20 protein-coding genes and 2 tRNA genes are annotated in these 17,314 nt (G+C 68.2%); 15 read left to right on the top strand and 7 right to left on the bottom strand.

Annotated elements, in window-relative coordinates; genetic code table 11:
* The first annotated feature begins 115 nt into the window (after positions 1-115).
* The 7 genes from PMI14_RS17305 to PMI14_RS17275 all read left to right on the top strand — a co-directional run bounded on the left by PMI14_RS17305 (position 116) and on the right by PMI14_RS17275 (position 7,655).
* Positions 116-1,510 (top strand): ethanolamine ammonia-lyase subunit EutB, encoded by a 1,395-nt coding sequence (locus PMI14_RS17305; protein WP_007856524.1) that lies wholly within the window; start codon positions 116-118, stop codon positions 1,508-1,510.
* Positions 1,507-2,307, top strand: a complete 801-nt coding sequence (eutC, locus tag PMI14_RS17300) for an ethanolamine ammonia-lyase subunit EutC (protein ID WP_007856523.1) — start codon at positions 1,507-1,509, stop codon at positions 2,305-2,307. The genes PMI14_RS17305 and eutC overlap by 4 nt, the downstream gene beginning before the upstream one ends.
* 109 nt (positions 2,308-2,416) lie before the next feature.
* Positions 2,417-3,418 (top strand): TauD/TfdA family dioxygenase, encoded by a 1,002-nt coding sequence (locus tag PMI14_RS17295; RefSeq protein ID WP_007856522.1) that lies wholly within the window; start codon positions 2,417-2,419, stop codon positions 3,416-3,418.
* An 18-nt stretch (positions 3,419-3,436) separates the two neighbouring features.
* The gene (locus PMI14_RS17290; protein ID WP_007856521.1) at positions 3,437-4,768 is read left to right on the top strand and encodes an ABC transporter substrate-binding protein; all 1,332 of its coding nucleotides are present in this window, start codon (positions 3,437-3,439) and stop codon (positions 4,766-4,768) included.
* A 10-nt stretch (positions 4,769-4,778) separates the two neighbouring features.
* Positions 4,779-5,693 carry a carbohydrate ABC transporter permease gene (locus PMI14_RS17285; protein WP_007856520.1) on the top strand — a complete coding sequence of 305 codons (915 nt, stop codon included), beginning with the start codon at positions 4,779-4,781 and terminating at the stop codon, positions 5,691-5,693.
* Complete coding sequence (locus PMI14_RS17280; RefSeq protein ID WP_007856519.1) at positions 5,680-6,576, top strand: carbohydrate ABC transporter permease; 897 nt, start codon at positions 5,680-5,682, stop codon at positions 6,574-6,576. Before PMI14_RS17285 ends, PMI14_RS17280 begins: the two co-directional genes overlap by 14 nt.
* 5 nt (positions 6,577-6,581) lie before the next feature.
* The gene (locus PMI14_RS17275) at positions 6,582-7,655 is read left to right on the top strand and encodes an ABC transporter ATP-binding protein (RefSeq protein WP_007856518.1); all 1,074 of its coding nucleotides are present in this window, start codon (positions 6,582-6,584) and stop codon (positions 7,653-7,655) included.
* 176 nt (positions 7,656-7,831) lie between these two features.
* On the opposite strand, the gene PMI14_RS17270 is transcribed toward PMI14_RS17275, so the two are convergent.
* Positions 7,832-8,950, bottom strand: coding sequence for a class I SAM-dependent methyltransferase (locus PMI14_RS17270; RefSeq protein ID WP_007856516.1), 1,119 nt, complete (start codon positions 8,948-8,950; stop codon positions 7,832-7,834).
* 8 nt (positions 8,951-8,958) lie between these two features.
* Here PMI14_RS17270 and PMI14_RS17265 point away from each other — a divergent pair, with 8 nt between their 5' ends.
* Both PMI14_RS17265 and PMI14_RS17260 read left to right on the top strand, forming a co-directional pair.
* Positions 8,959-9,747 (top strand): SDR family oxidoreductase, encoded by a 789-nt coding sequence (locus PMI14_RS17265; RefSeq protein ID WP_007856514.1) that lies wholly within the window; start codon positions 8,959-8,961, stop codon positions 9,745-9,747.
* Positions 9,748-9,775: 28 nt separating this feature from the next.
* The gene (locus PMI14_RS17260) at positions 9,776-10,153 is read left to right on the top strand and encodes a dihydroneopterin aldolase (RefSeq protein WP_007856513.1); all 378 of its coding nucleotides are present in this window, start codon (positions 9,776-9,778) and stop codon (positions 10,151-10,153) included.
* A 67-nt stretch (positions 10,154-10,220) separates the two neighbouring features.
* Here the strand turns inward: PMI14_RS17260 and PMI14_RS17255 are convergent, their stop codons facing one another.
* The 6 genes from PMI14_RS17255 to PMI14_RS17225 all read right to left on the bottom strand — a co-directional run bounded on the left by PMI14_RS17255 (position 10,221) and on the right by PMI14_RS17225 (position 12,626).
* Entirely contained in the window at positions 10,221-10,598 is a 378-nt protein-coding gene (locus tag PMI14_RS17255) for a DUF1090 family protein (RefSeq protein ID WP_007856512.1), read from the bottom strand.
* Between the two features lie 51 nt (positions 10,599-10,649).
* Positions 10,650-11,258 carry an HNH endonuclease gene (locus PMI14_RS17250; protein ID WP_007856511.1) on the bottom strand — a complete coding sequence of 203 codons (609 nt, stop codon included), beginning with the start codon at positions 11,256-11,258 and terminating at the stop codon, positions 10,650-10,652.
* A 167-nt stretch (positions 11,259-11,425) separates the two neighbouring features.
* Positions 11,426-11,611 (bottom strand): hypothetical protein, encoded by a 186-nt coding sequence (locus PMI14_RS17245; RefSeq protein ID WP_007856510.1) that lies wholly within the window; start codon positions 11,609-11,611, stop codon positions 11,426-11,428.
* A 61-nt stretch (positions 11,612-11,672) separates the two neighbouring features.
* Positions 11,673-11,743: transfer RNA gene (locus PMI14_RS17240), tRNA-Gln, on the bottom strand.
* A 132-nt stretch (positions 11,744-11,875) separates the two neighbouring features.
* A tRNA-Trp gene (locus PMI14_RS17230) sits at positions 11,876-11,951 on the bottom strand.
* A 432-nt stretch (positions 11,952-12,383) separates the two neighbouring features.
* A complete protein-coding gene (locus PMI14_RS17225; RefSeq protein ID WP_007856509.1) occupies positions 12,384-12,626 on the bottom strand; it encodes a hypothetical protein in 243 nt (80 codons plus the stop codon).
* A gap of 141 nt (positions 12,627-12,767) precedes the next feature.
* On the opposite strand from PMI14_RS17225, the gene PMI14_RS17220 reads away from it, so the two are divergent.
* From PMI14_RS17220 to PMI14_RS17195, 6 genes are all read left to right on the top strand, one after another.
* Positions 12,768-13,184, top strand: a complete 417-nt coding sequence (locus PMI14_RS17220) for a hypothetical protein (RefSeq protein ID WP_007856507.1) — start codon at positions 12,768-12,770, stop codon at positions 13,182-13,184.
* Between the two features lie 165 nt (positions 13,185-13,349).
* Positions 13,350-14,336: a tRNA 2-thiocytidine(32) synthetase TtcA gene (gene ttcA, locus PMI14_RS17215; protein WP_007856506.1), complete on the top strand. Its 987-nt coding sequence runs from the start codon at positions 13,350-13,352 to the stop codon at positions 14,334-14,336.
* Between the two features lie 55 nt (positions 14,337-14,391).
* Entirely contained in the window at positions 14,392-15,018 is a 627-nt protein-coding gene (locus PMI14_RS17210; protein ID WP_007856505.1) for a DUF4136 domain-containing protein, read from the top strand.
* A 10-nt stretch (positions 15,019-15,028) separates the two neighbouring features.
* Positions 15,029-15,667, top strand: coding sequence for a histidine phosphatase family protein (locus PMI14_RS17205; RefSeq protein ID WP_007856504.1), 639 nt, complete (start codon positions 15,029-15,031; stop codon positions 15,665-15,667).
* Positions 15,651-16,823: a DSD1 family PLP-dependent enzyme gene (locus PMI14_RS17200; protein WP_007856503.1), complete on the top strand. Its 1,173-nt coding sequence runs from the start codon at positions 15,651-15,653 to the stop codon at positions 16,821-16,823. Before PMI14_RS17205 ends, PMI14_RS17200 begins: the two co-directional genes overlap by 17 nt.
* Before the next feature lie 36 nt (positions 16,824-16,859).
* A partial coding sequence (locus PMI14_RS17195; protein ID WP_007856502.1) for a sterol desaturase family protein occupies positions 16,860-17,314 on the top strand: 455 nt, incomplete at its 3' end.

The raw sequence follows: 17,314 nt of genomic DNA, 5'->3' as shown, positions 1-17,314 counted from the left end.
GAATGTTTTCTCAGTTGTTAACAACAAAAACAGCTAAGACTGCATTTGCAGACATGTGGCACATCGCTTGCAAGCGCATGCCATCATTGCCAACGGCCCATCCATCCACTGACCGATGTCGGCGACCTACCACCACACCATCAACAGCCACCGCTGGCTGTTCGACGACCTGCGCGAGCTCATGGCCAAGGCCACGCCCGCGCGCTCGGGCGACACGCTGGCAGGCATTGCGGCCGGCTCGGCGGTGGAGCGCATGGCCGCGCGCATGTGCCTGGCAGACCTGCCGCTATCCCGCTTTCTGAGCGAAACGCTGGTGCCCTACGAGACCGACGAGGTCACGCGCCTGATCATCGACACGCACGACGCTGCAGCCTTTGCGCCCATTGCCCACCTCACCGTGGGCGGGCTGCGCGACTGGCTGCTGGCGGCCGACACGGCTGCACTTGCCGCCGTGGCACCCGGCCTCACGCCCGAGATGGCCGCCGCCGTGAGCAAGCTCATGCGCAACCAGGACCTGGTGGCCGTGGCGCGCAACTGCCGGGTGGTCACGCGCTTTCGCAACACCATCGGCCTGCCGGGCCACCTGGCCGTGCGCCTGCAGCCCAACCACCCCACCGACGACCTGCGCGGCATCGCGGCCTCCATGGTCGATGGCCTGCTCTATGGCGCAGGCGACGCGGTGATCGGCATCAACCCGGCCACGGACAGCATCGCCGCCCTGACCGGCCTGGTGCACATGCTCGACGGGGTGATCTCCACGCTGCAGATCCCCACGCAATCGTGCGTGCTCACGCACGTGACCAACACCGTGCAGATGATCGAGCAGGGTGCGCCTGTGGACCTGGTGTTCCAGTCCATCGCCGGCACCGAGAAGGCGAATGCCGGGTTCGGCATCCACCTGGCCCTGCTGCGCGAGGCGCGCGAGGCCGCACTGTCCCTGAAGCGCGGCACGCTGGGCGACAACGTGATGTATTTCGAGACCGGCCAGGGCAGCGCGCTGTCGGCCGACGCCCACCACGGCGTGGACCAGCAGACCTGCGAGGCGCGGGCCTACGGCGTGGCGCGCGCCTTCTCGCCGCTGCTCACCAACACGGTGGTCGGCTTCATCGGGCCAGAGTACCTGTACGACGGCAAGCAGATCATCCGCGCTGGCCTGGAAGACCATTTCTGCGGCAAGCTGCTGGGCGTGCCGCTGGGCTGCGACGTCTGCTACACCAACCATGCCGAGGCCGACTCGGACGACATGGACACGCTGATGACGCTGCTGGGCGTGGCGGGACTGACCTTCATCATGGGCGTGCCGGGGGCCGACGACATCATGCTCAACTACCAGAGCACCTCGTTCCACGACGCGCTGTACCTGCGCGAAGTGCTGGGCCTGAAACGCGCCCCCGAGTTCGATGCCTGGCTGCAGCGCATGCAGCTGGCCGACGATGCGGGCCGGCTGCTGCCCGTGGCACAGCAGCAGGCCGCCATTGCGCAGTTGCGGCAGATCGGCATGCGGGCATGAGCCGCCCCGCACCCACCACCGGCCCGCTGCCCGACCCCTGGGACGACCTGCGCGCCCACACGGCCGCGCGGCTGGCACTGGGACGCGCAGGCACGGCCATACCCACGCGCGAACTGCTCGACTTCGGCCTGGCCCATGCGCAGGCACGCGATGCCGTGCACCTGCCGCTCGACGCCGATGCGCTGGCAGCACAGCTCGCCGGGCTGGGTTGCACCACGCTGCGGGTGGCCAGCGCCGCACCCGACCGCCCCACCTACCTGCTGCGCCCCGACCTGGGCCGGCGCCTGGACGCAGCCGATGCACGGCGGCTCGGCGATGCACCACAGGCAGACTGCGACCTGCTGCTGGTGGTAGCCGACGGCCTCTCGGCCCTGGCCGTCGAGCGCAATGCCCTGCCGCTGGTACAGGCCATCGTGCAGGATGCCCCGCAGGGCTGGCGCATCGGGCCGGTGGCCATTGCCACCCAGGCGCGCGTGGCGCTGGGCGACGAGGTGGGGGCGCTGCTGGGTGCGCGCCTGGTGGCCGTGCTGATCGGCGAACGCCCGGGCCTGAGCTCGCCCGACAGCCTGGGCATCTACCTCACCTGGCACCCCCAGGTGGGCCGCAGCGATGCAGAGCGCAACTGCATCTCCAACGTGCGCCCCGAAGGCCTGGCGCCCGCGGCTGCGGCCGCGCGCCTGTGGTGGCTGTGCGTGGAGGCGCGGCGCCTGGGGCTCACGGGCATTGGCCTCAAGGACCGCAGCGATGCAGTCACCCTGCAGGCCGAGCCCTCCGGCAGCCACCTGACCGGCGGCTGAAACGCGGCGAAGGACTCGCACCCTCCTCCCAACTTTTGCTGCTTTCGATATTGCCGAATGTTTCGGCAGCTTGGATATCGGTTTTCCTTGCTTCGCAGGCCTGGCGTGCATGCGCAGAATCCAGCGCTCCCCCCACCGCTGGAGCCTGCCCGTGAGCGAAACCTCGTCCCCATCCAACATCGACACCTCTTTTGGCCAACTCCGCATCCGCCGCGTGGCGGGCAGCCTGGGCGGTGAAGTCCTGGGCCTGAAGCTGTCGGGCGAACTGGACGACGCTACCGTCGCCGATCTCACGGCCGCGCTGGTCCAGCACAAGGTGCTGTTCTTCCGCGGCCAGACGCACCTGGACGACGCCAGCCACCAGGCCTTCGGCGCCCGCCTGGGCAAGACGGTGGCCCACCCCACGGTGCCCTCGCCCACCGGCACGCGCATCTTCGAGCTCGACGCCTCCAAGGGCGGTGGCCGCGCCGACTCGTGGCACACCGACGTGACCTTTCTCGACGCCTTCCCCAAGTACGGCATCCTGCGCGGCGTGAAGATCCCGGCCTATGGCGGCGACACGGTGTGGGCCAACACGGCGGCCGCCTATGCGCGCCTGCCCGAGGACCTCAAGCGCCTGGCCGACGGCCTGTGGGCCGTGCACAGCAACGACTACGACTACGGCGCCGAGCGCGTGGTGGTCGAGGAAGAGCGCCTGAACCACCACCGCAAGGTCTTCGTCTCCGCCGTGTACGAGGCCGAGCACCCCGTGGTGCATGTGCACCCGGTGTCGGGCGAGCGCGCGCTGCTGCTCGGCCACTTCGTCAAGAAGATCGCTGGGTTTTCGAGCACCGAATCGGCGCGCATCTTCGAAATTTTGCAGAACCGCGTGGTCCGCCTGGAGAACACGGTGCGCTGGCAATGGCAGCAGGACGATGTGGCGATCTGGGACAACCGCGCCACGCAGCATTTCGCCATCAACGACTACGGCAACCAGGCCCGCCTGGTGCGCCGCGTCACCGTGCACGGCGACCCGGCCGTGGCCGTGGACGGCCGCAAGAGCCGCACGCGCACGCGCCCCGAAGCCACCAACGACGCGCAGATCGACACGTTGATCACGGCCACGGCCTGACCCCACGGAACCATCCCCATGACGCAACGACGCCAACTGCTCCAGGCCGCATCGGCCCTGGGCGCCACCGCCCTGCTGCCCGGCTTTGCCCACGCCCAGAGCGGCGCCAAGAAGTTCCAGGGCGTGACCCTGAACGTTTCGACCTTCAGCGCGGCCTATCCCAAGCTGCTGCAGCAGTTCCTGCCCGAGTTCGAGGCGCTCACGGGCGCCAAGGTCAACTTCGACGCGCCCTCGTTCCCGGTCTACAACCAGCGCGCCGATCTGGAGCTGTCCACCAAGGGCTCGGCCTACGACGTGGTCAACGTGACCTTCATCTACTCGAGCCGCTGGATCAATTCGGGCTGGCTCACGCCGCTCGACGATTTCATCAAGAACCCCAACCTCACGCCCGCCGACTGGGACGTGAACGACTTCCTGCCCGGCGCCCGCGCGCCCGAGACCGGCAAGGACGGCAAGCTCTATGGCATTCCATGGACGGCCGAGGCGCTGTTGTCCGCATCGTCGCGCTTCGACCTGGTGCAGCAGGCCGGCCTGGCCTATCCCGACACCACGGACGACCTGGTGAAGGTGCTGCGCGCTGTGAACAAGAAGGAGCGCGTGGCGGGCTTCGTCTCCGACAGCCACTACGGCTGGACCTTCGTGCCCTACCTGCACGCCTTTGGTGGCGACGTGTTCCGCAAGGCGCCCGACGACCTGTACCCCACGCTCGACACGCCCGAGGCGATTGCCGCGGCCGAGTACTACGCCAGCCTGCTGCGCGAGTTCGGACCCGATGGCGCCATCACCTACACGCCCGACCAGGTGACCCAGGCCCTCAAGCTCGGCCGCGTGAACTTCACCGATGCCGGCCAGTTGCACCTGGCGCAACTCGGTGACGCAGCCACCAGCAAGACCATCAAGACGCTGAAGTTCGGCCAGGTGCCCAAGGGGCCTGCCGGGCGCTTCCCGGGGACGGCCGTGCACGGCCTGGGCATTCCGACCGGTTCGAAGAACAAGGAAGCCGCCTGGGCCTTCATCCAGTGGGCACTGTCCAAGCAGACCACGCGCAAGGCGGTGGCCGCAGGCTACGGCTCGCCGGCACGCCGCTCGGACATCGACTCCAAGGAGTTTCGCTCCAAGCAGATCATCAACGGCAACGACCTGGCACAGTTGGCGCTCGACTCGATCGAGCTGGCCTCCAAGACCGGCCACATGAAGTACCGCACGGTGTCGGTCTACCCGCAGGTGGACCAGCAGCTCAACAAGGCGATCGCGCTGATCGCCTCGGGCCAGGCCAGCGCCAAGCAAGCGCTGCAGCAGGCCCAGGCGCAGTCGATCACCGAGCTCAAGCGCGCCGGGCAGAACCTGTGACGGGCCGGCCGTGAGCACCCTGACCGCCCCACCCGGCGTGGGCTGGGAGGCCGCGCGCCGGCGCGCCTTCCTCTGGGGCCTGCTGCCTTCGCTGGCGGTGCTGCTGATCATCACGCTGGCGCCGGCCACGGCACTGCTGGTGGCCAGCTTCACGCCGCTGAGCCTGACCGACGCGGCTGCCACCTTCCACTTCAAGGACCCGCTGGTCAACTACCGCCACCTGCTGGAGGACGAGCGCTTCCTGCGCTCCATCGCCACGCAGCTCAAGCTGTCGGTGTCCAGCGTGGCGCTGCAGCTGGCGGTGGGCCTGGGCCTGGCGCTGCTGCTCAACGGGCGCTCGAAGCTGCTGGGCGCCACGCGCACGGTGTTCCTGATCCCCATGGTGCTGCCGCCCATCGTGGTGGCGCTGATCTGGAAGATCATGTACACGCCCGACGTGAGCCCGCTGCACCGCGCACTCGAAGCCGTGGGCCTGCCCGTGCGCTCGCTCATCGCCAACCCCGACACGGCCCTGTGGGCCATCTCCATCGCCGATACCTGGCAGTGGTTCCCGTTCACCATGCTGATGGTGCTGGCCACCTTGCAGATGGTGCCCGACGAGCCGCTGGAGGCGGCGAGCCTGGACGGTGCCAACCGCTGGCAGCTGTTCATCTACATCGTGTTTCCCTACATCCGGCCGGTGCTGGTGGTGTGCGGGCTGTTCCGGCTGATCGACAGCTTCAAGGCCTTTCCGCTGATCTATGTGCTGACCGACGGCGGCCCGGGCACGGTGACCGAAGTGACCAACTACTACGGCTTCATCCAGGCCTTCAACTTCTCCTACTGGGGCTATGCCAGCGCCATCGCGATGGTGATCCTCGCGGGGGTGTTCGCGCTCAGCTGGCTGGTGGGCCGACTCGGATGGAATGACCATGACAAGCGCTGACGCCACCCTGCCCCTGCCGACACCACCCGCTGCGGCAAACTCTGCCGCCTTGCCGCTGCCCGCCACGCGGCGCGCGGGCTGGCTGCGCCGCCATGCGCGCGGCCTGGTGGCCATCGCCCTGTTGCTGGTGGTGATGTCCCCCTTCCTGTGGCTGGTGCAGTTGGCTTTCAAGCCGAGTGCGGAGATCTTCGAGGACAGCCTGCTTTTCATGCCCACGCTGGAGGGCTTTCGCAGCCTGCTGCAGGGCAACTTCCTCAAGTCCTTCTGGAACAGCCTGGCGGTGAGCACCCTGTCCACCGCGCTGTCGCTGCTGATCGGCGTGCCGGCCGCCTATGCGCTCACGCGCTGGCAGTTCAAGTGGCGGCGCCATGTGGCGCTGTGGATTTTGGTGACGCGCATGGCGCCGCCCATCGCCTTCACCATCCCGTTCTTCCTGGCCTACCGCTGGCTGGGCCTGCAGGACACCATCGCCGGCCTGGCCATCGTCTACCTCACGTTCAACCTGGCCATCGTGATCTGGCTCATGCAGACCTTCTTCGAGGCCGTGCCCACGGCCCTCGAAGAGGCGGCCTACATCGATGGCTGCGGCGTCTGGCAGGCCTTCTGGCGCATCACGCTGCCGCTGGCCTCGCCCGGGCTGGCGGCCACGGCCGTGCTGTGCTTCATCTTCTCGTGGAACGACTTCTTCTACGCCCTCATTCTCACGCGCACCAACGCCATCACTGCGCCCGTGGCCATCGTCAACTTCCTGCAGTACGAGGGCTGGGAGTGGACCAAGATCGCCGCCAGCGGCACGCTGGTGATGTTCCCCGTGGTGATCTTCACGGTGCTGGTGCGCACCTACCTCGTCCGCGGCCTGACGGCTGGCGGCGTCAAGGACTGACTGACATGGCAGCGCTTTCCCTTCACCAGATCGTCAAGCACTACGGCAGCACGCCGGTGATCCACGGCGTGGACATCGCCATCCAGGACGGCGAATTCGTCGCCCTGGTCGGTCCCTCGGGGTGCGGCAAATCAACCCTGCTGCGCGCCATCGCGGGGCTCGAAGCCATCACCAGCGGCGAGATCCGCCTGGGGGGCCGGCTGATCAACGACGTGGCGCCCAAGGACCGCAACATCGCCATGGTGTTCCAGAACTACGCGCTGTACCCGCACATGACGGTGGCGCAGAACCTGGGCTTCTCGCTCAAGCTGCAGGGCGAGGACAAGGCGCAGATCCAGCGCCGGGTGGGTGAGGTGGCCGCCATCCTGGGCCTCGAAAATCTGCTCGCCCGTACGCCGCGCCAGCTTTCGGGCGGGCAGCGCCAGCGCGTGGCCATGGGCCGCGCCATCGTGCGCCAGCCCGATGCTTTTCTGTTCGACGAACCGCTGTCCAACCTCGACGCCAAGCTGCGCGTGCAGGTGCGCACCGAGATCAAGGCCCTGCACCAGCGCCTGCGCACCACCACCGTCTACGTCACGCACGACCAGGTGGAGGCGATGACGCTGGCCGACCGCATCGTGGTGCTCAAAGACGGCGTGGTGGAGCAGGTGGGAGCGCCTTTGGCCCTCTACGACCGGCCGGCCAATGCCTTCGTGGCGGGCTTCATCGGCTCGCCGGCCATGAACTTCATTCCCGGGCGGCTGCACCTGGACGGCACGGCGCGCGTGGTGACCGACGATGGCCTGCACCTGCCGCTGGCCCAAGCCCCCCAGGGGCGCCACGGCGACAGCGTGCTCTACGGTGCACGCCCCGAGCATTTCGCGCTGGAGGCCAGCGGCGACGGCCTGCCTGCCCAGGTCAGGGTGGTGGAACCCACCGGCTCTGAGACCCAGGTCGCCGTGCGGCTCGCAGGGGGGTACGACATCCTCACCGCCTTCCGCGACCGCATCGATGTGCGGCCCGGCGATGCGCTATGGCTGCGACCGGTGGCGGCGCAGGCGCATCTGTTCGATGCGGCCAGCGGGGCACGCCTGAATTGAAATTCACCCCCTGAGTCGCTTCGCGCCTTCACCCCTCTCTCGACCCGCTGCGCGGGTCGGGAGGGGGACGCTCCCAGCGCGGCGGGGCGGCCCTTGCGCGGGAGCACTGGCCTTGGCCGTGCCAGTTTCGTAGCCTGCGGGTTGCGCTCAGCGCTTGGGGATAACCGACATGGGCGTCAGAGGCGGTGCGAGCGGTCGCCCTGGGCAAAGCCCACGGGCTCCCAGGCCTCGCCCGCGCCCAGGGCGATGACCTTGAACAGCTCGCCCATCTCGTGCTCCATGATGAGCTTGGCAGCGGTGGCGCGTTCCAGCGGGGGCAGCTCCACCATGCGCTGCGCCAGCCCGCAGTTGATGAGGAAATGCGCCTGCGTGGTGTAGCCCAGCACCTGCAGGCCGGCGTCCTGCGCGGCCAGTGCGATGGCGGTGAAGTTGACGTGGGCGGTGATGTCCTTGCGCCCCACCTCCACCAGCGGGTCGCTGTCAGCCAGGTGGCCCTGGTGGCACATCACGGTGCCCATGTGGCGCTGGGGGTGGTAGTACTCACTCTCACCAAAGCCATAGTCCAGGAGGAAGGCCGCGCCGCGCTGCAGGCGGTCGGCCAGCATGCGCACGAACCCCTCGCCCTGGGGATGGACCTCGGTCAGGTAGTCCTGCGGGCCTTCCACCTCCACCGGCGGGCGCAGGTCGGTGGCCTGGTCGGCCCAGGTGAACGCGCCTTCGTGCAGCGCCACGCCGCGCTCGTGCCACACGCCGCCGTGCTGGCCTCCGTGGCGGGCCAGCAGCTTGACGGGCATGGCGTCCAGCACCTCGTTGCCCACCACCACGCCTTGAAAGCGCTCGGGCAGTGCATCGACCCAGCGCACTTTGTGCGCGTGCGCTGCCAGCAGCGTCTGCTGGCGCGCGCGCAGGCTGCCCGAGAGGTCGACGATGGTGTAGCGCTGCACCCGGTCGCCCAGGGCGTCGAGCAGCTGCAGCGCCAGCGCGCCCGAGCCGGCGCCGAACTCCCAGACCTCGCTGGTGCCGGTCTTCTCGAAGGCCTCGGCCACCTGCACGGCCAGGGTCTGGCCGAACAGCGGCGTGAGCTCGGGCGCGGTCACGAAGTCGCTGCCGGATTCGGGCAGCAGGCCGAACTTGGTGGAATCGTTGGCGTAGTAGCCCAAGCCGGCCGTGTACAGGGCCAGGGCCATGAACTGGTCGAAGCCGATCCAGCCACCGGCGGCAGCAATGGCATCGGCAATGTGCGCCGTGAGGGCGGTCGTTAAACTGTCGGGTGTTTTCGTCGTCACGGCCCGCATTGTCCCTCATGCCCTCTTCTCCCCGCCCCCGTACGGTGCTCGTCACCGGTGCCGCCAAGCGCCTGGGCCGCAGCATTGCGCTGGCGCTGGCAGCCGGCGGCTGGCAGGTGGCCGTGCACTACCGCAGCTCCGAGCAGGATGCCATCGACACGGCGGCAGAGTGCGCACGCCTGTCCTCGGCGCAGAGCGCGCATTTCGACGGCGACTTCGACGACGAGGCCGGCGTGCGCGCCCTGGTACCGCGCGTGGTGGCGCGCTTCGGCACGCTCGACGCCGTGGTCAACAACGCCTCGCTGTTCGAGCACGACAACGCTGCCACGCTGGGCTTTGCCAGCCTGGAGAAGCACCTGCGCAGCAATGCCGGGGCCCCGGTGCTATTGGCGCAGGCCCTCCACGAGCACCTGCAGGCGCGCGCGGCGGCCGGCGAGGCCGATGCCCAGGGCGCCGTGGTCAACCTGCTCGACCAGAAGCTGTGGAACCAGAACCCCGACTTCATGAGCTACACGCTGTCCAAGGCGGCGCTGGAAGCGGCCGGCACCATGCTGGCCCTGGCGCTGGCGCCGCGCGTGCGGGTGGTCGGCGTGGCCCCGGGCCTCACGCTCACGAGCCACATGCTCAGCGACGAAAAATTCGCCCAGCTGCACGCCCTGAGCCCGCTGGGCCGCTCCTCCACCCCCGAAGACGTGGCCGCCACCGTGCGCTTTGCGCTGGAGAACCGATCTCTCACCGGCACCACGCTGATGGTGGACGGCGGGCAGCACCTGATGAAATTCGAGCGCGATTTTTCGTTGATGTGAGCACCCACCCGCTCACGCAGGAAACCCCATGACGACCACCCACGCCACAGGCACCCAGATCCTCACGCTCACCGGTTTGCGCTTCGACGCCAACCTGGGCATCCTCTCGCACGAGAAGACCGCCCCCCAGCCCATCCAGGTGGACGCCGAGCTGAGCCTGGGCGCCCAGCCGCTGACGCCGCGCGACGACGACATCCTGCACGTGCTGGACTACCGCAAGGTGCGCCAGATCATCATCGACGAGTGCCGCGCCGAGCATGTGAACCTGCTCGAAAGCCTGATCGGCAAGCTCGCCAACCGCCTGATGCAGCTGCCCGGCGTGCTGGGCGTGCGCGTGAAGATCGCCAAGCTGGAGATCTTCGACGACTGCGAAGTGGCGATCCGGATCGAGACCGGGCAGTGGTGAGCTGAAGCCCGCCGGCCCCGGCGCAAAAAGAAAGGGCCGTGGTCGATGACCACGGCCCTGTCAGGGTTCAGAGAAGCGGCCTTTGCGCCTCGGCCAGCGCCTTCTGGGCTTCATCGAGCTTGGCCTTGCGCGCAGCGATCTTCTTGGCATCGCCCTTCTTCTCCGCTGCGGCCAGGCTTTTCTCGCGCTCGGCCACCTTCTTCGTGGCCTGGCGGATCTGTGCATCGCGCTCCTTGGCCAGCCAGGCATCGGTGCAATGCGCCTTGTTGCCGCGCAAGGCCTGCTTGAGCCCCGCGACCTCGCGGTTGCGCCCTTGCGCGGTGGCCTCCGCCAGCTGCGATTCGATGCGCGCCTGCTTGGCGGCACAGGCGGGCGAGGCATCTGCCGCCAGCGCGGGCACGGCATGCAGGGCCAGGACACAGGCACAGAGCACGAGTGGTTTCATGGCAGCTCCCTCATCGGTAGTTGGAAGTTGCCATCCTAACCCCAGGTTTCCTCAATGGAGCCTGGAGTTGCGGGGCAGCCTCTTCGCCAGCCATTCGTGCACGTCCGCGCGCACGTTGCGCCCGTCGAGCAGGAAGGACTCGTAGCGGCTGGGCACGTAGGGCAGGTACAAGAGGCGCATGCCGGCCTCCTCGGGCAGGCGGTCGGCCTTGTAGCCATTGCAGCCAGCACAGGCCGCCACGAGGTTGGTCCACGAGGTGGCGCCGCCGCGCGACTGCGGCACGATGTGCTCGCACTGCAGCACCTCTTCGCCGAAAACACCGCCACAGTAGGCGCAGGTATGGCGGTCGCGACGCAGCAGGCGGCGCTTGGTGAGCCCGGGCACCACGTCAAAGAGGTTGACCCGGGACACGCCGCGCAGGGCGATGATGGGCGCGATCTGAAGCACCGACTGCCGGCCCGTCGCCGCGTTGTGCCCGCCACGCAATGTGGCCAGGGCTTCGAGGCCGGCATCCCAGGCGATGGCACCGCTGGCGTAGTGCACGGCGGCCTGCTCGAGCGGCATCCACGACTGGGGCGTGCCCTGCAGGTCCAGCTGCAGCACGCGGGGCGCGGGCGCCTGGGGCTTTCGGTAAAGGGTTTCGGGTTCGGTGCGGGGCATGGGTGCTTCCTTTCTTGCTTGGCAATAGAGGGCGCAGCCGCCCAGCCAAGCGCACGCCCCGTTTCAACAACAGTCAGTCAATGGCAGATGGGGCCGTCCATCGGCAATCGATGGAGGCCCTGGTGGATGCGGTGGTGCAGGCAGCGGGCGCACGAGCGCGCACGCCGCTACCACTCGCCGACCTCGCGCACGCGCTGGTCAAGGTCCATGTGCTCCAGCCTGCGGGCGGCAGGAGCAGCGCGGACGGCCGCAACGGGCAGCCGGGCACGCATGGATGCCAGGCGGGCCAGCCAGCCGGCAAGGCCGGCACGGCGCCGCTGGACGCCAGGGGAAAAGGAATGCTGGATGGCCATGGTGGTCTCCTGAAGGGTGATTGGATGGATGGAATGGGGTAGGTGGGTTGAGGAAAGGGGGCAGACCGGGGAGGGATCGAACCTCCGAATGGCGGAATCAAAATCCGCTGCCTTACCACTTGGCGACCGGTCAACAGAAGGAAAAAAGGGGGAAAGGGAGGGCGCCGCAGACAGGAGTCGAACCTGCAATCCCCGGCACGAAGACCAGGCGCCCCAATCCGACAGGGCTGCTACGGCATGCCTGGCCATGGCCAGGAAAAAGATTGGCACGCGCGGAAGGAGTCGAACCCTCAACCGTCGGATTTGGAGGCCGGTGCTCTGCCAGTTGAGCTACACGCGTAGAAAGCGAAATATCGGGCACTCCTGCCGGAGCGCATCTCCATTTCGGTTGTGTCTTCACGCGACCGCGGCTCCGATGAAACCGCGCATGCACGTCGCTGCACTGGGTGATCAATCCCAGCACATCCCGCCGGGCCGCGCATGCGGCCGGGTCCGGCGGTGAAAGCAAAGGCACACCCGAAATGGAGAGAGGCTTGGGGGTGCGTCGCACGCCGGCCTCTCTGCTTTCGATGGGCAGGCCGGCCACGGCTCCGGTGGAGCGTGGCCGCCTGCAGCAAACTGTTAAGGAACGGAGGTCCCCGGTGGGTCGATGCCCTGGGGGCAGCGCAAGCGCTGCGAAAAAGGTGGAAAGGAAAGCGGCAATGAAAAAGGCCCGGAACCACCTGGTTGCCGGGCCTCTGCTGGAGAGATCGGGAGGGAGAACGCTCTGGGGCTACTGCCTTGCGTTGCAACCTCCGCCCGGTGGTGGAGCGGTATCCTCGAAACCATTGCCCAGCCACTGCGGCTGGTTGCCATTGCCCTGCAAATACGCACTGGACGCCATGCGCTGCTGCGATGCCAGTCGTTTGGCCAGGGATGGCATGGAGGCCGAATGCGCATGGAACAGCGACGACCCGCGCACGGCCACGGCGCCCTGGCAGGGGCGGCGGAGGATGGCGGTGCGGGCGGCGTTCACGGTGGGCTTTCGGCGAAAAGGTGGTTGGGTGCTTGGTAGTGAAAAGGACAAGCTGTCCTGATGGATGGAGAATGTAAATAGTCTTTACGCTGCGGTCAACACCCGGCACAATCTTTTTTCGCGTTTGTTGTTTTTTTCCTTGTGACCCTCCCTCCTCTCACCGTCCTGCGCCGCACCAACGTGCTGGCGCTGCACCGCCTTTTCCTCGAACAGCAGATCGCTGCCGGCAAGCCGGCCAAGGGGCTGGACCAGGCCTTTGCCGCATCGCTCGAGATTTCCCCGAGCATGTGGAGCCAGATCAAGAGCTCCCGCCCCATCGGCAACACGCTGGCGCGCCAGATCGAGCGCCACGCGCAGATGGAGCTCGGCTGGCTCGACGCCGAACATGCCACCGAGCACCCCGACCCTGCCGAGGAGCGCTTCCTGGCACTGGCACGCGAGGCATGGCGCCAGGCCAATGCCCAGGGCAAGCGCGACCTGCGGCTGTGGCTGGCCGAGCGGGCCGGGCCCGAAGCGGGTGCGGCCCCTGGCGGCGGGGCCCCGGAAGCGGGAAAATAGCGCTCCAGGCGAGGCCCCGTTCGCACTGGAGAGCCCGCCCCAGCCCATGGGCGGGCGGTTTCACCGACAATTGGGGGCTATTTCCGTCTTTTTTGGCCCCAAAGCGTGCGCCCCCGATCCGGGCGCCGGTGGCCACCGCTTTCACCAGACCCCAGAGTCCCTTCCATGAGCGCAGTGATGAACGAACCCCAACGGGCCGGCTGGACCGCCGAGCCCCCCGAACTGGCAGACACCGGCGCCGATGCGGCCGCGGCTGCATCGGGCCCTGCGCGCCTGAAGATCGAACGCGAGGCCCACAAGCTCGAAAAGCGCCTGTGCCGCGAGGTGGGCAAGGCCATCGTCGACTTCAACATGATCGAAGAAGGCGACAAGGTCATGGTCTGCATGTCCGGCGGCAAGGACAGCTATGCCCTCCTGGACATCCTGCAGAAGCTCAAGGCGCGTGCCCCCATCCATTTCGACCTGGTGGCCGTGAACCTGGACCAGAAGCAGCCCGGCTTTCCCGAGCATGTGCTGCCCGAGTACCTGGCGAGCACGGGCGTGCCCTTCCATATCGAGAACGAGGACACCTACAGCATCGTCAAGCGCCTGATCCCCGAGGGCAAGACCACCTGCAGCCTGTGCAGCCGCCTGCGCCGGGGCATCCTGTACCGCGTGGCCGACGAGCTGGGCTGCACCAAGATCGCGCTGGGCCACCACCGCGACGACATTTTGCAGACCCTGCTGCTCAACATGTTCTTCGGCGGCAAGATGAAGAGCATGCCGCCGAAGCTGGTCAGCGACGATGGCCGCCACGTGGTGATCCGCCCCCTGGCCTACGTGACCGAGAAGGACACCACGCGCTGGGCCGCGCAGCGCAATTTCCCCATCATCCCCTGCAACCTGTGCGGCAGCCAGGAGAACCTGCAGCGCAAGCAGGTGGGCGAAATGCTGCGCGAGTGGGAGAAGAAGTTCCCCGGCCGCGTGGAGAACATGTTCAACGCGCTGCAGAACGTGGTGCCCTCGCACCTGCTGGACGGCAGCCAGTACGACTTCAAGAACGCGCGCGCCACCGGCGTCGCCAGCGAGCACGGCGACAAGGCCTTCGACAAGGAAGAGTTTTCGGCGCCAGCCACCTCGTTACCAGGTGTGCAGGTGGTGCAGCTGTCGTGAACTGCGGCGGCAGGAACACACTCCAAGGTGGATTGACCCATCCTGGGAGACACCTATGACCCGTCGCTGGATTCCCGCATTGCTGCTCTGCGCCGCTGCAGCCACCCTGGCCGGCTGCAGCACCACCCGCGTGGTGGAAGGCCAGGTTCAGAGCTTCTCCACCCTGGCGGCCGTGCCCAGCCCGGCCACCTACCGCATCGAGCGCCTGCCCTCGCAGCAGACCCCGGCGTTCGACGCCATCGCCGCCCTGGCCGAACAATCGCTGTCCCGCGCCGGCCTGCGGCGGGACGATGCCGCGCCGCGGCTGCTGGTGCAGATCGGCGTGCAGGCCGGCACCGTGCCGCGCTACGACCCGTACTGGCCCTACGGGCCTTATGGGTTCTACGGCCCCTACCGAGCCTATGGCGGCTGGGGCTATGCCGGATGGCATGGCCGCGGCTGGGGCGTTGGCGGACTGTGGCGCATGGGTGAGCCCACGCCGTTGCACCGCCGTGCGGTGAGCCTGGTGATGCGCGATGCGACCACGCAGGCCAGCGTCTACGAAACCTCGGCCGTGCACGAGGACATCTGGGTGGCCGACCCCGCCGTGTTCGGCATCCTCTTCGACGCGGCGCTCACCGGCTTTCCCAAACCCTCCGGCGGACCCCGCCAGGTGCGCATTCCCTTGCCGCCCCCACCCTGATCCCACCTGAATGCAAGCCACCCGCATCATTGCCGTACGCCATGGCGAAACTGCCTGGAACGTCGACACCCGCATCCAGGGCCACCTGGACATTCCCCTGAACGAGACCGGCCAGTGGCAGGCCCGGCAACTGGCGCAGGCGCTGGCCGGCGAGGCCATCAACGCCATCTACGCCAGCGACCTGCAGCGCGCCTTTGCCACGGCCCAGGCCGTGGCCGACGCCACAGGCGCGCCCATCACGCCCGAGACCGGGCTGCGCGAGCGCAGCTTCGGCCACTTCCAGGGCCGCACCTTCGCCGAGATCGAGGCCGAGCTGCCCGAGGACGCACGGCGCTGGCGCAAGCGCGACCCGCACTACACGCCCGAGGGCGGGGAGTCGCTGGTGATGCTGCGTGAGCGCATCGAGCGCACGGTGTTCGCGCTGGCGGAAAGGCACCCCGGCGAGCAGGTGCTGATGGTGGCGCACGGTGGCGTGCTCGACGTGCTCTACCGCCTGGCCACGCGCCAGGAGATCCAGGCGCCGCGCACCTGGCAGCTGTCCAACGCGGCCATCAACCGCCTGCTGTGGACCCCCGACGGCTTGACGCTGGTCGGTTGGGCCGATACCCAACACCTGGACAACGCGGCCCGCGATGAAACCTTTACCTGAAGCCCTGCGGGCCAGCATCGGCATGCGGGTGGACCTGATCGACACCCCGGCGCTGGTGGTGGACCTCGACGCGATGGAGCGCAACATCCAGCGCATGGCCGAGTTCGCGCGCAAGCACCGGGTGCGCTGGCGCCCGCACGCCAAGATGCACAAGAGCGCCGAGCTCGCCCTGCTCATGCAACAGGCCGGCGCCCAGGGCGTGTGCGTGCAGAAGGTGGCCGAGGCCGAAGCCCTGGCCGCTGGCGGCGTGAACGACATCTACATCAGCAACCAGGTCGTGGCCGGCCCCAAGCTGCTGCGCGTGGCACGGCTGGCCGCTCAGCTGGCGGCACGCGGCGGGCGCCTGGCGCTGGCGGTGGACCACCCCGAGGGCATCGAACGCCTGGCCGAAGCCATGGCGCTGGCGGGCAGCGAAGCCGGCATCGACGTGTTCGTGGAAATCGACGTGGGCCAGGGCCGCTGCGGAGTACCGCCGGGTGACGAGGCCGTGCCGCTGGCCCAGGCCATCGTGCGCCACGCCCCCCGCCTGCGCTTTGCCGGGCTGCAGGCCTACCACGGCCGCGCCCAGCACCTGCCGGGCATGGCCGAGCGGCGCGAGACCATTGCCGGCGTGGTGCGAGCGGCCGCCTACACCCGCCACCGCATCGAGGCAGCGGGCATTCCCGTGCCCTTCGTTACCGGGTCGGGCACGGGCACCCTGGTGCACGAGGCGGCCAGCGGGGTCTATGGCGAACTGCAGGCCGGCTCCTTCCTGTTCATGGATGCCGACTACGCGCGCAACGAGCGCGAGCCGGCGCAGCCGAGCTTCGAGCACGCGCTGTTCATCAAGACCCAGGTGATCTCCGTGCGCGACACGCATGCGGTGTGCGATGCTGGGCACAAGAGCCACGCCATCGACTCGGGCCTGCCCGTGGTGGCCATGCTGCCGCCCGAACGCGCGCTGCGCTACGGCAACGGCGGCGACGAGCATGGACTGCTCTTCACCGAATCGCCCAAGGCGCGGCTGCCGGCCCTGGGCCGCATGCTGTGGCTCATCCCTGGCCACTGCGACCCCACGGTGAACCTGCACGACTACCTGATCGGTGTGCGCGGCGGGCTGGCCCTGGGCACGGTGGAACGCATCATCAGGGTTGATGCCAGAGGCGCGCTGACCTGATTGGGGCAAGAATCGGCGAAACACTGCATTCGCCCCATGAGCCCCAGCCAGATCATCGTCCTTGCCACACCCGTCTTCTTCGTTCTGATCGCCATCGAGCTGGCGGTGGGCTACAAGCGCCAGCGCGTGACCTACCGCATGGCCGATGCCATCAGCAGCATCAGCCTCGGGATGCTGAGCCAGACCAGCGCGGTGTTCACGCGGCTGTTGCGCATCGGCATCTACACCGCCGTGTTCGAGCATGTGGCGCTGTGGCGCAATGATGCCTTCTGGCTGAGTGTGCCGGGCTGGCTGCTGGCCCTGGTGTTCTACGACTTCTGCTACTACTGGCTGCACCGCATGGGCCACGAATCGGCCGTGCTCTGGGCCGCGCACGCGGTGCACCACCAGAGCCAGGACTACAACCTCTCGACCGCGCTGCGCCAGACCAGCTCCGGTGCGCTGCTGGGCTGGGTGTTCTATGTGCCCATGGCATTGGCGGGCGTGCCGCC

This window comes from Acidovorax sp. CF316, assembly GCF_000276605.1.
Lineage (GTDB): Bacteria > Pseudomonadota > Gammaproteobacteria > Burkholderiales > Burkholderiaceae_C > Acidovorax.
Note: the sequence above shows the minus strand (reverse complement) of the source record. Positions and strands in the feature narration are given on the sequence as shown.

Bases quoted from the DNA above. Each gene is read 5' to 3' on its own strand.
- PMI14_RS17305 (WP_007856524.1), top strand. From the start codon at position 116: ATGTCGGCGACCTACCACCACACCATCAACAGCCACCGCTGGCTGTTC.
- eutC (WP_007856523.1), top strand. From the start codon at position 1,507: ATGAGCCGCCCCGCACCCACCACCGGCCCGCTGCCCGACCCCTGGGAC.
- PMI14_RS17295 (WP_007856522.1), top strand. From the start codon at position 2,417: ATGCGCAGAATCCAGCGCTCCCCCCACCGCTGGAGCCTGCCCGTGAGC.
- PMI14_RS17290 (WP_007856521.1), top strand. From the start codon at position 3,437: ATGACGCAACGACGCCAACTGCTCCAGGCCGCATCGGCCCTGGGCGCC.
- PMI14_RS17280 (WP_007856519.1), top strand. From the start codon at position 5,680: ATGACAAGCGCTGACGCCACCCTGCCCCTGCCGACACCACCCGCTGCG.
- PMI14_RS17275 (WP_007856518.1), top strand. From the start codon at position 6,582: ATGGCAGCGCTTTCCCTTCACCAGATCGTCAAGCACTACGGCAGCACG.
- PMI14_RS17270 (WP_007856516.1), bottom strand. From the start codon at position 8,950: ATGCGGGCCGTGACGACGAAAACACCCGACAGTTTAACGACCGCCCTC.
- PMI14_RS17265 (WP_007856514.1), top strand. From the start codon at position 8,959: ATGCCCTCTTCTCCCCGCCCCCGTACGGTGCTCGTCACCGGTGCCGCC.
- PMI14_RS17260 (WP_007856513.1), top strand. From the start codon at position 9,776: ATGACGACCACCCACGCCACAGGCACCCAGATCCTCACGCTCACCGGT.
- PMI14_RS17255 (WP_007856512.1), bottom strand. From the start codon at position 10,598: ATGAAACCACTCGTGCTCTGTGCCTGTGTCCTGGCCCTGCATGCCGTG.
- PMI14_RS17250 (WP_007856511.1), bottom strand. From the start codon at position 11,258: ATGCCCCGCACCGAACCCGAAACCCTTTACCGAAAGCCCCAGGCGCCC.
- PMI14_RS17245 (WP_007856510.1), bottom strand. From the start codon at position 11,611: ATGGCCATCCAGCATTCCTTTTCCCCTGGCGTCCAGCGGCGCCGTGCC.
- ttcA (WP_007856506.1), top strand. From the start codon at position 13,350: ATGAGCGCAGTGATGAACGAACCCCAACGGGCCGGCTGGACCGCCGAG.
- PMI14_RS17210 (WP_007856505.1), top strand. From the start codon at position 14,392: ATGACCCGTCGCTGGATTCCCGCATTGCTGCTCTGCGCCGCTGCAGCC.
- PMI14_RS17205 (WP_007856504.1), top strand. From the start codon at position 15,029: ATGCAAGCCACCCGCATCATTGCCGTACGCCATGGCGAAACTGCCTGG.
- PMI14_RS17200 (WP_007856503.1), top strand. From the start codon at position 15,651: ATGAAACCTTTACCTGAAGCCCTGCGGGCCAGCATCGGCATGCGGGTG.